General features: G+C 42.5%; 18 protein-coding genes. 9 read left to right on the top strand and 9 right to left on the bottom strand.

Annotated elements, in window-relative coordinates; genetic code table 11:
- Positions 1-5: 5 nt before the first annotated feature.
- The 4 genes from JOC95_RS12785 to JOC95_RS12770 all read left to right on the top strand — a co-directional run bounded on the left by JOC95_RS12785 (position 6) and on the right by JOC95_RS12770 (position 5,806).
- Positions 6-3,026: an ATP-binding protein gene (locus JOC95_RS12785; RefSeq protein WP_204416812.1), complete on the top strand. Its 3,021-nt coding sequence runs from the start codon at positions 6-8 to the stop codon at positions 3,024-3,026.
- A 90-nt stretch (positions 3,027-3,116) separates the two neighbouring features.
- Positions 3,117-4,334 carry an MFS transporter gene (locus JOC95_RS12780; protein ID WP_338083095.1) on the top strand — a complete coding sequence of 406 codons (1,218 nt, stop codon included), beginning with the start codon at positions 3,117-3,119 and terminating at the stop codon, positions 4,332-4,334.
- Between the two features lie 263 nt (positions 4,335-4,597).
- Complete coding sequence (yhaM, locus tag JOC95_RS12775; protein WP_204416808.1) at positions 4,598-5,542, top strand: 3'-5' exoribonuclease YhaM; 945 nt, start codon at positions 4,598-4,600, stop codon at positions 5,540-5,542.
- 78 nt (positions 5,543-5,620) lie between these two features.
- Complete coding sequence (locus JOC95_RS12770; RefSeq protein ID WP_204416806.1) at positions 5,621-5,806, top strand: sporulation YhaL family protein; 186 nt, start codon at positions 5,621-5,623, stop codon at positions 5,804-5,806.
- Between the two features lie 52 nt (positions 5,807-5,858).
- Here JOC95_RS12770 and JOC95_RS12765 read toward each other — a convergent pair whose 3' ends face one another.
- Positions 5,859-6,743: a peptidylprolyl isomerase gene (locus JOC95_RS12765; RefSeq protein WP_204416804.1), complete on the bottom strand. Its 885-nt coding sequence runs from the start codon at positions 6,741-6,743 to the stop codon at positions 5,859-5,861.
- 342 nt (positions 6,744-7,085) lie between these two features.
- Here JOC95_RS12765 and JOC95_RS12760 point away from each other — a divergent pair, with 342 nt between their 5' ends.
- Positions 7,086-7,172, top strand: coding sequence for a YjcZ family sporulation protein (locus tag JOC95_RS12760; protein ID WP_204417302.1), 87 nt, complete (start codon positions 7,086-7,088; stop codon positions 7,170-7,172).
- Positions 7,173-7,311: 139 nt separating this feature from the next.
- Entirely contained in the window at positions 7,312-7,398 is an 87-nt protein-coding gene (locus tag JOC95_RS12755; RefSeq protein ID WP_082153634.1) for a YjcZ family sporulation protein, read from the top strand.
- Positions 7,399-7,522: 124 nt separating this feature from the next.
- Here the strand turns inward: JOC95_RS12755 and JOC95_RS12750 are convergent, their stop codons facing one another.
- Both JOC95_RS12750 and JOC95_RS12745 read right to left on the bottom strand, forming a co-directional pair.
- Positions 7,523-7,708 carry a hypothetical protein gene (locus tag JOC95_RS12750; protein WP_078381556.1) on the bottom strand — a complete coding sequence of 62 codons (186 nt, stop codon included), beginning with the start codon at positions 7,706-7,708 and terminating at the stop codon, positions 7,523-7,525.
- Positions 7,709-7,825: 117 nt separating this feature from the next.
- Entirely contained in the window at positions 7,826-8,380 is a 555-nt protein-coding gene (locus JOC95_RS12745) for a DUF3267 domain-containing protein (RefSeq protein WP_204416802.1), read from the bottom strand.
- 174 nt (positions 8,381-8,554) lie between these two features.
- Here JOC95_RS12745 and JOC95_RS12740 point away from each other — a divergent pair, with 174 nt between their 5' ends.
- On the top strand, positions 8,555-8,896 hold the full coding sequence (locus JOC95_RS12740) for a DUF1878 family protein (protein ID WP_204416800.1): 342 nt from the start codon (positions 8,555-8,557) through the stop codon (positions 8,894-8,896).
- Here JOC95_RS12740 and JOC95_RS12735 read toward each other — a convergent pair.
- Both JOC95_RS12735 and JOC95_RS12730 read right to left on the bottom strand, forming a co-directional pair.
- Positions 8,883-9,479, bottom strand: a complete 597-nt coding sequence (locus tag JOC95_RS12735) for an HTH-type transcriptional regulator Hpr (protein ID WP_204416798.1) — start codon at positions 9,477-9,479, stop codon at positions 8,883-8,885. The genes JOC95_RS12740 and JOC95_RS12735 overlap by 14 nt on opposite strands.
- Positions 9,480-9,576: 97 nt before the next feature.
- Positions 9,577-9,939, bottom strand: coding sequence for a YtxH domain-containing protein (locus JOC95_RS12730; protein WP_204416796.1), 363 nt, complete (start codon positions 9,937-9,939; stop codon positions 9,577-9,579).
- 198 nt (positions 9,940-10,137) lie between these two features.
- On the opposite strand from JOC95_RS12730, the gene JOC95_RS12725 reads away from it, so the two are divergent.
- Complete coding sequence (locus tag JOC95_RS12725) at positions 10,138-10,329, top strand: membrane protein YhzF (protein ID WP_204416794.1); 192 nt, start codon at positions 10,138-10,140, stop codon at positions 10,327-10,329.
- Positions 10,330-10,377: 48 nt separating this feature from the next.
- Here the strand turns inward: JOC95_RS12725 and JOC95_RS12720 are convergent, their stop codons facing one another.
- Positions 10,378-10,902, bottom strand: coding sequence for a tryptophan transporter (locus tag JOC95_RS12720; protein WP_204416792.1), 525 nt, complete (start codon positions 10,900-10,902; stop codon positions 10,378-10,380).
- Between the two features lie 126 nt (positions 10,903-11,028).
- Positions 11,029-12,111: a 3-phosphoserine/phosphohydroxythreonine transaminase gene (gene serC, locus JOC95_RS12715; RefSeq protein ID WP_204416790.1), complete on the bottom strand. Its 1,083-nt coding sequence runs from the start codon at positions 12,109-12,111 to the stop codon at positions 11,029-11,031.
- A gap of 100 nt (positions 12,112-12,211) precedes the next feature.
- Between serC and JOC95_RS12710 the strand changes: the two genes are divergently transcribed.
- Positions 12,212-13,090, top strand: coding sequence for a hypothetical protein (locus JOC95_RS12710; RefSeq protein ID WP_204416788.1), 879 nt, complete (start codon positions 12,212-12,214; stop codon positions 13,088-13,090).
- 45 nt (positions 13,091-13,135) lie between these two features.
- Here JOC95_RS12710 and JOC95_RS12705 read toward each other — a convergent pair whose 3' ends face one another.
- Together JOC95_RS12705 and JOC95_RS12700 are read right to left on the bottom strand one after the other, a co-directional pair.
- On the bottom strand, positions 13,136-13,294 hold the full coding sequence (locus JOC95_RS12705; protein WP_204416786.1) for a DUF3934 family protein: 159 nt from the start codon (positions 13,292-13,294) through the stop codon (positions 13,136-13,138).
- A gap of 529 nt (positions 13,295-13,823) precedes the next feature.
- A complete protein-coding gene (locus JOC95_RS12700) occupies positions 13,824-14,246 on the bottom strand; it encodes an HIT family protein (protein WP_204416784.1) in 423 nt (140 codons plus the stop codon).
- Positions 14,247-14,787: the final 541 nt, after the last annotated feature.

Below are 14,787 nucleotides of genomic sequence, written 5' to 3'. Positions count from 1 at the left end.
GCATCTTGAAAATAAAATCTCTTGAAATCTATGGGTTTGGTAAATTGGAAAATGTGAAAATGGATGATTTATCTTCAGGCATCCAAGTATTCTATGGAAGAAATGAGGCCGGGAAATCTACACTCATGGCATTCATCCATGCCATTCTATTTGGTTTTCCCTTGAAAAATCAGGCTGAATTGAGGTATGAGCCCAAAAAGGGGTTTAAATATGGCGGTAAACTCATCATGGGAACAAAAGAGGGCACGCTTTTGACCATTGAAAGAAAGGCAGGGAAATCTGCAGGCGATGTAACCGTTACAGATGAAAAGGGGATGATTCATTCCATTGATTCTGTTTTGGCAGGGCTTGATAGGAACATCTATAAAGGGATATTCTCCTTCAATATCATGGATGTGCAAAATCTGAAGCTTATCGATGTGGAGCAGCTTGGTGGCTATTTGTTCTCATCCGGGCTGATCGGATCTGATAAGCTGCAGCGGATTACGGAACAGCTGAACAAATCAATGGAGGAATTGTTCAAGCCAGGCGGCAGGAAGCCTGTAATGAATAAGCTTCTAGGGGAATTGAAAGAAGAAGAGAAGGTTGTCCTTCAATGGAAAAAAAAGCTGGAGCAATATGAAGAGCTTCAAAAAGATATACAACGAGCGGCAGACAAGCTGGACATTTTGAAGGCTGAAAAGGAAAACCTCACCACAAAGCTTCGGAAAATTGATGCGATGATTGCCATCCAGCCCATTGAGGATCAATTATCCCATCTTTCAAGGGAGCTTTCAAAGCTTGGTGACTACAGCACCTTTCCAACTGAAGGAATAGCAAGATTGGAAAAGCTTCTGATCCAACAGTCCAACTATCATTCCAGATTGGAAAAGCTCGCACAGGACAGGTTAGCGCTGGAAGAAAAAGTGGGAAGGCTGGAAGTGGATGAAGCACTGCTTGAGCACCAGGAACGCATCGAAAGCCTACTTACACAATTTCCAAAGTATAAGGAATCGGTGGAAAGGTCGGCACATCTATCGACCGAGGTGCAGCGCCTTGAAAAACAAATACAAACTTTGAAGCTGGAGCTTAAATGGCACGGGAAACCCGAAGAACATATTGAGGGGATCGATACGAGCCTTGCAGCGAAAGCCGAGTTGAGAGAGCATCTGAAACAACGGAATAAACTATCCCTCCAAAAAGAGCATCTTGATGAAGAATTTCAGCAAGCCAAAGATGAACTCGAAAAACAGGAGGATCGCATTGCCACACTCCAAAAGGAACAGCTTCCAAAAGAAGAACTGGAAAGGCTGCAAAATAAGGTAAAGGACCTTGGCAATGATCGTCTTGAACGGGATCTGGCTATACAGGAGCAATTGCTTCACCAAATGGATAGCCAGATTCAACACCAGGAGCAAGAACATAATCAAAGACGGAAGAAGAAAGGCCTGGCTGCAGCTACAAGTTTCGCAGTGGGGTTGGTTGGGGCTGCAGCCTTATATATGCAGGATAACGCTATTCTTGGGCTATTTTTCTTTGTTCTGTCAGTGGGAATTGGCGGATTTCTTTTCTTTACAAAAGATTCCTCTTCCTTTTTAGTTCGATTGCAGCAGGATAGAGAGGCCCAGAAAGAGAAGGTCGGCAAGATCAAGGAAACGCTCTACACCAGTCCGGAAAGAAGCGGTCTTGAAAAGTATAGATTGATGCTGGCAAAAGAGGAGCAGATTGAAGGGCTTCTTCAAAAAGAAAGACTCCTACTTTCCCAAAGTGAAAGAAACTACGACAGGATCATTCTTCAATTTGAAGAGTGGGAAAGACAACATTTCTCCTTTGATGAGAAGTGGAAGAGCTGGACAGAAAATCGTGGTCTCGGTGATATCCCAGCAAGCCATATGGAGGAGGCATTTACTAAAGCAATAGATTTAAAGGAATTACTCATGGAAATGCAGAGTCTTCTAAAAAGTAAGGAGCTGAATCAAAAAATGGTTCAGCAATTCCGGGATGAAGCATCTATGATCATGGCCCAACTCAAATTGACTCTGACTACGCTTGAGGATGCTTTTTATTTTCTGAAGACGGAACTAGAGAAGAATGAGAGAAATCAGCAAAAGCTTGAAGACCTTCGTTTGAAGAGTATGGAAATCAATGAGGAAATCACCTTGCTGACCATACAAGAGAAGGATGTCGCTGAAAAAATCGGGAAACTGATGGAGCAGGCTGGAGTTTCAACAGAAGAGGATTTCCGATTTAAACATCAAGAGCACCAAAAAGGGATGGAATATAAGCGGAATATGTCTCTGCTGGAGTTGCAGCTTGAACAAGTTCAGAATTCCTATGATATCATCCCTGAAAAAGGTAAGACCCTTTCGATGTGGAATTCGGATAAGGTGCTAGTGGAAGAACAGCTTCGCTTATCCTCAGAAGAGGAAACCAGGTACCATCGATTGAAAACCCAAAAAGAAGAAGCCGTCCGCACGTTGGAAGAAGGCGGTACCTATTCAGATGCAGTGCAACAATTCGAGATGTCAAAAAGTAATCTCCAGGTGCAGGCCAGAAAGTGGGCTGTCCTGGCAACTGCCCAAAAGTTACTCAACGGGACAATGGATTATTATCGAACCGTGAAACTGCCAGAGGTACTGGATAAAGCATCCGAATACTTCCGATTTTTGACCAATGGGGAATATAGCCAAGTTTATGATCAAGCAAATGAGACCAAGCTTTTAGTAAAGCATAAAAACGGACTTGCATTCCAGCCAAAGGAGCTCAGCCAGGCCACTGTTGAACAGCTTTACATCTCCATTAGATTTGCAGTTGCCAGTGTCTGGAGCAAGGAGCAGCGCTTTCCTTTCATGCTGGATGATTGTTTTGTCAATTTCGATCATTCCCGTACTGTCCAGGCCATAGATCTCATGAAGAAGCTGAGTGAGGAGGGAGAACAGCTATTGTTCTTCACTTGTCATGAGCATATGAAAGGACTTTTTGCAAAAGTTGACGATGCGAAGGTCCATGAATTGGAACAACCGGCCATACCCATCCAGGTGAGGTAGGTTTATTGTCTATATATGATTGCTACCTGGATAAGACAAGTGCTATGCTTATATAGACAAAAAAGAGGAACGCCTGAAAGGAATAAAAGAATGAAAGAAAGACTAGTATCGTCTCAAAGAGCTCCTTTGCTTCTATTGAGCTTCAATTTATTTATCATCATGGTGGGAATCGGATTGGTCATTCCCATTCTTCCTTTTTATATTGACCTTTTCGGTGCGAATGCCAGGACGCTAGGGCTGCTCGTAGCTGTTTTTGCCTTTATGCAGTTTCTGTTTGCACCAGTCTGGGGAAGGCTTTCCGATAAAATTGGGAGAAAGCCACTGATCACCATCGGATTGTTCGGCTTTGCCTTAGCTGAATTCATCTTTGCCTTTGCCAATGGATTGTGGATGCTTTTTCTATCGCGCATCTTGGCCGGAATATTCGGCTCAGCCCTTATGCCGACTGCGATGGCTTATGTATCGGATGTCACCACTTCAGAAAAACGGGGACAGGGCATGGGGATCCTTGGAGCCGCAATGGGACTTGGCATTGTAGTAGGTCCGGGGCTTGGTGGATGGCTCGGAGAAATCGATCTGTCCTTCCCATTCATCGTAGCAGGCATTGCTGCGAGCGTGGCAGGGATATTATCCATACTTATCCTTCCTGAATCCTATCCAAAGGAAAAAAGGGAGCAGGATGCGCTTCTTGAAGCAGGGGGAAAAAGGGATAACCAATTTGTACAGATGTGGAAGGCATTAAATAGTCCAGTGGGCTTCCTTTTGATTTTAGTATTTATCATGAGTTTTGGATTGGCAAATTTTCAGTCCATTTTCGGATACTATACGATGCAGCGTTACCACTATGACCCAAGTGAGGTAGGATTGATCATCCTTTTGGTGGGAATAGTCGGTACCGTGGTCCAGGGAGTTCTCGTCGGAAGGCTTACCAAAAGATTTGGAGAAGAACGCGTCGTGACCTATGCGCTATTGATCAGTGCGCTTGGCTTTGTCTTGATGACACTCGCAACGAATTTCCTGCTCGTCCTATTGACGACAAGCATTTTCTTCTTTGGAAATTCCCTGCTTCGCCCATCGCTTAATTCTTTCATTTCCAAGCTTGCCGGCAACAAACAGGGCTTGGTCATGGGGTTGAATAATTCCTTTTTAAGCCTGGGAAATGTAGCCGGTCCCATTTTGGCAGGGATATTCTTTGAAGTGAATATCCACATTCCATATCTGTTTGGTGCATTCGTCATGCTTTTCGGACTATCCGCCACAAAAATATGGCTTTCCAAAAAAAACAGAGCCGTGGAAGTTTCTTCATAAATGAAAGTGCAACTTTTCATTATGGCTTTAATAAAGTTTATATTGGACATTTGACCGTCTCCAGCTGTTGATTGGAGCACAAGTCGGAGACTCCTGCGGGAGAAGCGGAGTAAGGGAGACCCCACAGGCGAAGCCGAGGAGGCTCCCTACCCGCCCGCGGAAAGCGGAGACTTGTGCGGAAATCAACAGCGGTATTCTCACAATCAAACCTAATAATATTCTACTACCCTACAATAGCTAGAGGTAGACAGGGGGAAATGTACATGAAAAAAGGAATTCTCCACTTTGAGGTTGGCGAACAGGTGGATGTTCATTTACTGATTAAAAACTCGACAAAAGGGATAGCCAGCAATGGAAAACCTTTTTTGACACTTATCTTCCAGGATAAGAGCGGTGAAATCGAAGCAAAGCTATGGGATGCATCACCTGATGACGAGCACCTTTATAGCCCTCAAAGCATCGTTAGGGTCCAAGGTGACATCCACCATTACCGTGGCAGAAACCAGCTGAAAATTCGCAAAATCAAGCCGAAGGAAGAGCATGAGACAGTTTCGGTTGGTGATTTGATAGAGACCGCACCTCTTTCCCAAGAGCAGATGATGGATAAGATTACACAAGCTATCTTTGAAATGAAAAATCCGAATATCCAACGCATCACCCGTCATCTACTCAAAAAGCATCAGCAGGAATTTTTACAATATCCTGCCGCGACGAAAAACCATCATGAATTTGTTTCCGGCTTAGCCTATCACGTCGTATCCATGCTGGATTTGGCAAAAGCAATCGGCAGCTTATATCCTTCCCTTGACAAGGATTTGCTTTATGCAGGTGTCATTCTGCATGACCTTGGAAAAGTGACGGAGCTCTCAGGACCCGTATCTACCTCTTATACGATTGAAGGGAACCTGATCGGCCATATCTCCATCATGGTGAATGAGATTGGGAAAGCTGCAGAGGAACTTGGGATAGCAGGTGAAGAAGTGATGGTGCTTCAGCATCTTGTATTAAGCCACCATGGGAAGCTTGAATGGGGAAGCCCTAAGATGCCTCTGATCAAGGAAGCGGAGATCTTGCATTATATCGATAATATAGATGCGAAAATGAATATGCTCGACCGCGCGCTTGAACGCGTGAAGCCTGGAGAGTATACAGAAAGAATTTTTGCGATGGATAACCGAAACTTCTATAAGCCTACTTTTCATGAATAATAAGTAATAGGCTATCATCCTCTTTCATATAAATAGACTAGCTGGGAAGTACAAGCTAGATTTGAAGGAGGAATGAACATGCCTTGGTGGATGTTGCTTGTGGTTATTGGCATCTGTTTCAGCGCTTATATGACGCTCCGGACTGCAAAAGAGGAGAAAGAAGTGGAAACTGCCATCATCGAAAAAGAAGGACAAGTCTATATGGATCGGATCGAGGAAGAAAGAGAAAAGAGACGTCAGATCGTTTCTTCCAATGCGTCCTAATACAAGAAAAAGCTGGAGCGTCGAATGCTCCAGCTTTTTTCAAATCATTCATTTATTGCTCATCTGTCTTTTCGGCTTCTGTTGGTTCCTCTTTTTCAAACGTATTTTTTAAGGAGGATTCTTTTACTTTTACGTTTGCTTTATCAAGTTCCTTTTCGACTGCAGCATCTACAGTCTCCTGTCCAATTTTGGAACGGCGCAGTTCATCTTCCAGCTTTTCGCGCATTTCCTCGAAAGATCCCATTTTTTCGGTGACTTTGATGATATGGTAGCCAAAATCACTTTTAACCGGCTTGCTGATCTCATTCACTTCCATGCTGAATGCTGCTTCTTCAAAAGCTGGTACCATTTTGCCTGGTCCAAACCAGTCCAAGTCCCCACCATTTGCCGCTGAAGCAGTATCTGTGGAATATTCCTGTGCCAATTCTGCAAAGTCTCCGCCTTCATCAAGCTTTTTCTTCACTTCCTGTGCAGTAGCTTCGTCTTCCACCAGGATATGGCTGGCACGGATATCCTCTTTTTTGCCCTCGTAATATTCTTTGACTTCATCTTCCGTCACTTCCACATCTGCAAGTGCAGCTTTTTCCTGTAGCATGGAAATACGCAAGGTTTGCTTTAATTGATCTTCATCCTTAAAACCGCTTTGCATCAAGGCTGCTTCAAAATTCTGCCCAAGTTGCGCCTTTAATTCAGTCAGTCGGTCATCCAGCTCTTTATCTGTTACTTCATAAGTATCACCGAGCACTTTTTCGTATACAAGCTCACGCAGGACTTCCTCACCGAAGCGTTTTTTCAACGCATCGTATAATTCCGCCTGAGTGACATTCCCTGCTGATGTTTCTGCAACGACTTTGGAATCGTCCCCTTTTTCGTTGTTACAACCAGACATTGCCAAGATTGTTGTTGTCGCTGTAAAAGCAATCATCCATTTTTTCATACTAAACAACTCCCATATGTATTAAAGGTACAAAGTCTACTATAGCATAATCTCCTAAATTAATGAAAAATTTATCGGATTTATACAAAAAGATAAAAAATTTGTAGCATATCCATAAACCTCAGTTTCAATGGGCGATGTGCCTTCTTCCTGAAAAAATGGGTAAAAGTCCAATCCAATTCCCACCAACCTACATATGATAAACAGAATCATGAAAAACACGAGCAGACCAGTCAGCAAATGGATTTCATGGAAAAAAGCTTAGAGGCAGGATAAACGCCTATGCCTCCTAAGAAATGCAGCATAAGATATCGTAACAACTCAAGAAGGAGGTGTTACTAGATGGGTACTCCATATGCAGGTGGCTTCGCGTTGATCGTTGTATTGTTTATCTTGTTGGTAATCGTAGGTGCATCTTGGTTGTACTAAGTACATTCCATTCCAGGTCATCCGGTCAACTTGTATGAATTAGCCGGAATTTAACACCCCGATTGGTTCAACTAACTAGTGATGGGTGAGGATATCCATTACTGGAGGTTTAACTTTTAAAAAAAAAGGAGGAAATAAGATGTCAGGTGGACACTCAGGCGGATTCGCTTTAATCGTAGTACTATTCATTTTACTAGTAATCGTAGGTGCAGCTTGGTTATACTAATATAACCAGAAAGGGTGGGGAAGCATTTCCCCACCCTTTGCTATTTGTTATTGGAATTAAAAAGCATCCCCATGAAAAGGAGATGCAGCTTTGATCACTTGCTGGTAGAATGCGGGATGACTAGTTACAGAGATTTTAACAGGATATCTACATAAGAAGAAATTAAAAGAATGGTAATGAGTACATTGATGGTCCGGAAAACTTTTGGTTGTCGTTCCTCGGGGATTTCCTTCTGAACACACAATGCATTGGTTAATTTGTTTATGTAGAAGAGTATAAATACAGCCACCACGATAAATAAGATAGCCATATAAGATCCCTCCTTTGGCTTCCAGTTATACATAATACATTACCAAAGTTTGAGTAAAAAAGATACCTAGACGTTCCAAAACTTTTACAGAAATAAGAAAAAGCCTCCTAATATATGTTAGGAAGCGACTTCGGTCTCATTTCTTATCAAAATATCATAACCACTTTCCAGTTCTTCAATCTGACATGCGTTCGGTGCTGCCTGGATGTGTTTGACATAAAGGAAGTCCGGAAAACACAAGCCGATATTCAATGAGGCAAGCATCGCAAAATAATGATAATAGCTTGGGAATATACATGTAAGTATTAGCATCGAAGTCGTAATGATAATGAATGGTGACAAAAATACAATGTATGATTGGTATTTTGAAAAAGGTTTTTTTGTTTTTATATTCATATAAGGCATAAAGCTTTTCCATCTCCAGCGGAACTTCACTTGGTTTCTCGTAGCAAGCAGCGGCAAAGCATGACAAAGCTTATGCATGGTAAACATGGAAGCTGATGATAGGCAGAACCAACCAAAATAGTTGGATGAAACCGTTATGTCATGGAAGACGAGGCTAAAAGATAAAAACAACAAGATAAATGAAAGTAATGCTATTATAAAAGAAACGAGCGTTATGCGATGGAGTCCATATTGTTTAACGATATTAATGGATTTCCAGCAGTTCATGGTTGATTCACCTTCCGTTATTGCAAGTTCAAATTACTCAATTACTGTACGCCTTTTTGTATTGAAAAGCAATAGGTGTTTTTCACTTATTTTAAAAGAAGGGAATCTAAATATTGGTAAGCGGCAAGTTATAGGGTAAAATAGAGGGAAATGATGATAAAAAGGAAGAAGAAAATGAGTAGTATGGAAGAAAGATTGGCGAAGTTGGAATACCATATGGAACTATTATTAAAACAGATTAACATGGATCGATTTCCTTTTGATGCACTTGTAGTCCAGCATAATATCGGAAGGGAAGACGTCAGGCAACTCATGAGTATTTGTGAAAGATTGAGCATAGAGATGGAAAAGCAAAAAGCGGAAGGGTTTGTGACATTCGCTCCGCTTCTTACTGAGTTTCATCATAAGTTACATCATGAACTGCCTTTGGAAAAAACAATACATGCCATGAAATCCCAAGGGATGTATGAATCACTTATGGATGCCTTTTTGAAGCTCCTTATTAAGAAGAAGTAACGCTTTCATTTATCTCTGCAGCTTCTTCTTTTTTGGAAAGTCTGCCATCGATTTCCACAAAGTCCTCTTCGATATTATTGAAAGAGCGTTCGAAGATTTTCATGAAATCCTCTCCGTAAATATTGCGGATCACACACATCACATCCAATAACTCTGGGAATTTCCCATACAAATCATGCATAGGCAATGCCCCGCTGAAAACCGAATTTTTACTAGGATCATAGCTTTCCATTAGATCCAGGAGGATTTTTTCCCCTTTATCCGTTAATTCAATGTAAGTGTTCCTCTTATCATTCTCTTTTTTTGAGAATTGCAGTAATTCACGTTCTTCCAGCTTTTTCGAAAAGTTGAAAGCCGTAGATACATGCATCACCCCGAATTTAGCAATCTCTGAAATGCTTGCACCTTTCAGATGATAGGCAATCCATAAGATATGATGTTCATTGATATTTAAATCATAGGGCTTGATCCAAGCCTGCCAATCCTTCTCGATTGTTTTCCAAAGCGCTTTACTTAGCTGGGCGACACGCTGGCTAAACAGCATAGCTTCTTTTAATGAATACTGACCGTTCTGTGTATTCACAAACTCACCTACTTTTTTCTAATATATTACTATCTATTATGACAATAAAATAATAATTAATAAAGGTCAAAATTTACAAAAAATTAAAATTTTTTCGTCACTCCGCTTTTTTACCTAGATTTCTTTCTAATTTTTCCAATTCCTTCTCCACAAGCGCGATGCTCTGCTGAATAGAATCCTGATGGGGTTTGATGGAATTCTGCCAGAGCTCGACAGATGTTTTCAAATCGTTCGAGAGGGTGGTGACGACAGTCTTGCTTTCTTCCACTGCTTGAGAAACCTGATCTTTTATTCCCATTGCCTCGTCTTTAAGCTCATTTATACTCAATTGGATTTTCCTTTGTGTGGATCGCAGGCGGTTTCGCATTTTCTCTCCTGATGTCGGAGTGGTAAGCAAAGTGGACACTCCTGCAACTGCGCCGCCAATAATTACACCATAGATGAATGATTTGCCATTCATTAAAATCACCTCGTTATTAAAATTATGTAAGTATAGTTCAATACCCTAAGATTATTATATAATTCAACATTTAATGAAAAATTCCTTTTTATTCTTTACGAGTTACGATAAAAATATTTATCGCGGGTCAGGAGAGGAGAACATGTACATAAGCCAAGGAGGATGTGCATACATATGAAGAAAGGGGGCGGCAGTTATATGGCTGGGATAACATTTGGATTGTTCACCATAAGCATCTTGCTATTGTTGGGAGGAATGAATTATTTCCTTGCATCCCAAAGAGCCGGTGTGTACCCGCCCAAGAGAGTATTGCAGCAAAAAGGCCTGGTCATTTGCGGGGGCGGCGGGGCAGTTTTTTTGTTGGCGCTGCTGGCGCTATGGATTTCGTGAAAAATCAAAAAGAGGGGATGTCTCCATTTGGAGCATCCCCTCTGTTGTTTAAGCAGTAGCTATAATATTTGATCTCTTGGCAATGGAGGTCACAATTGGATAAATGACTACCATCAGCACGGTATTCAAGGCTGTCGCCGGTAATATGGCCGTCACTAGGAAAAATGTGAAAGATTCCCCTCCAGGCAATCCGACTAGCATCAGTGCGGAAGATAGGAAGATAGTGCCTGAAATCAAGGTACCAATCGCAGTCAACACACCAGCTTTCACCAAAGGTTTGTTGATCTTTTTCACTGCTAGAAGCAGGAAGAAAAATAAAAATGCTGTGATGGGTTTGTCTATGATATTTGGAATCTGACCACCAGGAAAGCCTGTGGTCAAAGCGGAAATCATTCCTGAAACGATTCCGACAAGCAATACATTTTTCTTTTCCGGGAACAACATGATCGCAAGGAACATCATGGTCAAGCCAAGATCAGGCTTCATGCCAAGGATGACTCCTGGAACTACGGTATGTAATACCGCACCGATTCCCACCATTAAAGATAGAGCAACTAACGTTTTTGTATTCATTTCTCAACTCTCCTCATCTCTACTACTCATTTTTTTATAACCCCATCAGTACACTCGTTGTCTGATGCGGATTATAGAGTTCATTATACAAATTATTCCCGTGTTTGGGAAGGGGAATGCTCTTTATTACATAAAATTGGTACGGAAATCCGTCATGAACTGAGCCAGTCTCTCACAATGGGCAAGTGGTACAGCATTATAGATGGAAGCCCGGCAGCCCCCTATCATGCGATGTCCGGAGAGACCGATAAAGCCGTGTTCGCTTGCCTCGTAAAGGAATTTCTTTGTCAGCTCATCTGTTGGCAACGTGAAAGTAACATTCATGTTAGAGCGGCTACCTGGTTGTGCAGGACCTTTGTAAAAGCTGTCACTGGAATCGATTACATGATAGATGAGTTCAGCCTTTTCTGCATTCATGGCTTCGATTTGTGCCACTCCCCCCTGATCTGCTACCCAATCCAGTACAAGGGACAACATGTAGATGGAGAAGGTCGGCGGAGTGTTGTATAAACTGCCATTCTTGGCAAAGGTCTGATAGTTTAGCATAGTTGGAAGGTGGTCTGGACAACGCTTTAGCAACTCTTTCTTCACAATGACTACGGTCACACCTGATGGACCCAGATTCTTTTGGGCCCCGGCATATATAAGAGAATATTTTTCAACCGGGATCGTCCTGCTTAGAATGTCACTCGACATATCGGCAATCAACGGGACTTCGGCATCGAGCTCTGGTGTTGTTTTCCACTGTGTACCGAAGATGGTATTATTGCTGGTAATATGGAGATATGCAGGGTTTTCTGATAGTTCCAGATGTTCTGGTATGTGGGAATAGTTTTCCTCCTTTGAGGAGGATGCAATGTGGGTGCGGCCGATTTTCTTCGCCTCTTTCAGCGCCTTTTCGGACCAGGAACCACTCAGGCAGTAATTGGCGGTCTTGCCTTCTGTAAGAAAATTCATGGGAACGGCAGAAAATTGAAGGCTGGCACCACCTTGCATGTAAAGGATGTCATAGTCAGCCGGGATATTCATCAGTTTCCGGAGTCGTTCTGTGGCATGATTCTGGATGTTTTCGTACAACATGCTCCGATGACTGAGTTCCATCACGGAAAGACCTGACTCTTGATAGTTTAATAGTTCCACTTGCGCCTTCTGCAACACTTCTTTTGGTAATGCTGCAGGCCCGGCATTGAAATTGAACACTTGTTTCATGGAAGGCTCCTCCTTGGCATTGGTTCAAAGATTAATATATATCCTACCACGAATTATGTTAGAATACATAAAAGATTTTGAAAATGAAGGAGATCTAACTATGTATAGAGATAATAAACCATTTGATCTGAGTCCTTACGACCATCCAGATATATATCCCGGACCACGACCGCATTCCTCTTTTGTCTTCTGGCAGGGGAAAGCGCACCGGATCGAGGCAATCAAAGGATTGCCTCTTGAGCACCAGGTTGTCCATCTATCCAATAGCGATCATATTCTTGGCAGCCTTGCCTTCAATAGCTTTGAGACGAGGAAGGTGTCAGATTTCCTAGGGGACGGAATGCTGAAGGAGAAAGTCCCAGTTGTGGCATATGGATCGAATGTCTGTCTGGCGCAGCTCCGATATAAATTCAATCTCCGTCCTTCTGTTGATGACTTCATGCTTTGTATAAAGGGGGCAATTATTGACTCGGAAATTGTGTATGGCCCTTTCCTTGCACCTTATGGCTCTCTGCCAGGGGTAATAGCGCCTATGGAGGGAGCGACAACCGAGGTCTGGATCACTTTTATGGATAAAAAACAGCTTGAACTGATAAACGCAACAGAAAAGGGCTACGAGCTCAGAGAGCATAGCGGACAAAAAATGGTCCTGGAATCAGGTGAGGTTTTCGAAAAGGTATATGCTTACTTTGTCCCGGAAGCATTGTTATGGGAAGGGCAAATGATCCGGTTTCCTGATATCCCTGGAACCAGTCCGCTTCCGGCCATCTGGCAGGCAGATATGCTGAATGAGGTAAGGGAGAAGATCGACTTTATGGGAACAAGAGAGGAATTCATACATTTATTGAGATGGGATTTCGCGTTCAGGGAACAAGTGGAGCTTTTCCTTAAAAAGCATGCATGTGAATTTGATCACGCGGACTGGAAGCCGCTCGAGAAGATAGCCAGTATCGGGGAAATGAATCGCTCGTTTAAATAAAAATACAGTGCTATCGCTTTTGAGCTAGCACTGTAATGGCATCTATCATGTATCGGAAGTGTCAGAATTGTCCTTGTTTCCGTGCTTAACACCCTTGCTCTTATAGGGCTTTGCGCTTTTTGCCTTATTGGCGCCGGCTTTCCAGCGATTCCAGCCTTTTTTTCCCGTACCCCGGCCAGTTCCTCCGCCTTTGCTCTTACTCATGCTATCAACTCCATTATTCTTGTATGCGTTCGTTGGATTTGGATTTGAAAAAAAATGAACGCATGACAACAAGCATACCATGTTTTTTGTGGTTATGTAAAAGGGTGAGGGGAAGAGGGGGGTTTTTGGTAGGTGTGATGAAGGGCCTTTTGGGGTGGGGAGGCGTGGGAAACGGTCATCATCGAGCTTATGAAGACCCTTTTGAGGTGGGAGGGCATGGGAAACGGTCATCATCGAGTGGATGAAGACCCTTTTGAGGTGTGGAGGCGTGGGAAACGTCTATCATCGGGCTTATGAAGACCCTTTTGGGGTGGCGAGGCGTGGGAAACGTCCATCATCGAGCTTATGAAGACCCTTTTGAGGTGGGAGGGCATGGGAAAGGGTCATCATCGAGTGGATGACCCTTTTGAGGTGTCAAGGCATGCAAAACGTCCATCATCCACTTACAAATCTGCCCCGCTAATAACAATAACTTACCTACAATATAAAAAGCTGCCCAACGTTTCGGACAGCTCTCTCGCTATTGATCTTATTTAATTCCCTCAGCGATTTTAGAAGAAATTTCCAAAAGGTCGGAGGTTGTGTAGTCACTTTGATTGGATTTCCATACCGCACCGAAGCCGTCGCCTTTACCGTAGCGTGGCAGAATATGCATGTGGTAATGGAACACCGATTGTCCAGCAGCCTCACCATTGTTATTCAGGAGGTTCAAGCCGATCGGTTCAAACTGTGACTCGATGGACTTGGCGATTTTCGGTACCACCTTGAACAGATTGGATGCAATCTCGGGAGTAAGCTCATAAATATTTTCCTTATGTACTTTAGGTATTACCAGAGTATGTCCCTTCGTTACCTGACTGATGTCCAGGAATGCGTAAACATGCTCATCCTCATATACCTTTGCACTAGGGATATCCCCATTGATAATTTTGCAAAAAATACAATCATGCATCAAAATCACCTCATTGATTTTTTCTCATTTTACCATGTTTTGGACACGTTGCATAATCCATGCAAAAATAAAAAGCAGAAGCGCAAGGCCTCTGCTTTAAAGAAAGGGAAGGGGGCAACAAGCTTCTCTGTCAGAATTAGGAGAAGCCTACAAACAGCATTTTTAGCTTACAAATAAACTGTGTTTGATAAACACCTCATCTGTTTTTAAAAATGTGTCTAATGGTCAGCTTTCCTGTTCAAAACAACCATCCCCTTGTTACTTGGTTTCACAACTTGAGTAACTTGGATTATCGACTAAATAGTCTTTGACGAACACCTCATTTTCAAGATGAATTACTCACGGATACACTACTTTACAGTAAAGCGTCGCCCGTAAACACCTCATTCTTAATCATCGTAGGAGTTCATGATGATCGATTTGTTGTAGCCGGTTAAGTCCCACAACGACGAGAAAACATTAATTTAACTTTTTTTGAGTCAAGCACAACTGTCTTGGACAGCCACCTCATCTCATAAAGTTAACCTAAAGGCTTGTTTCT

The sequence above is a fragment of the Sutcliffiella tianshenii genome, from assembly GCF_016908565.1.
GTDB classification, from domain to species: domain Bacteria; phylum Bacillota; class Bacilli; order Bacillales; family Bacillaceae_I; genus Sutcliffiella_A; species Sutcliffiella_A tianshenii.
Note: the sequence above shows the minus strand (reverse complement) of the source record. Positions and strands in the feature narration are given on the sequence as shown.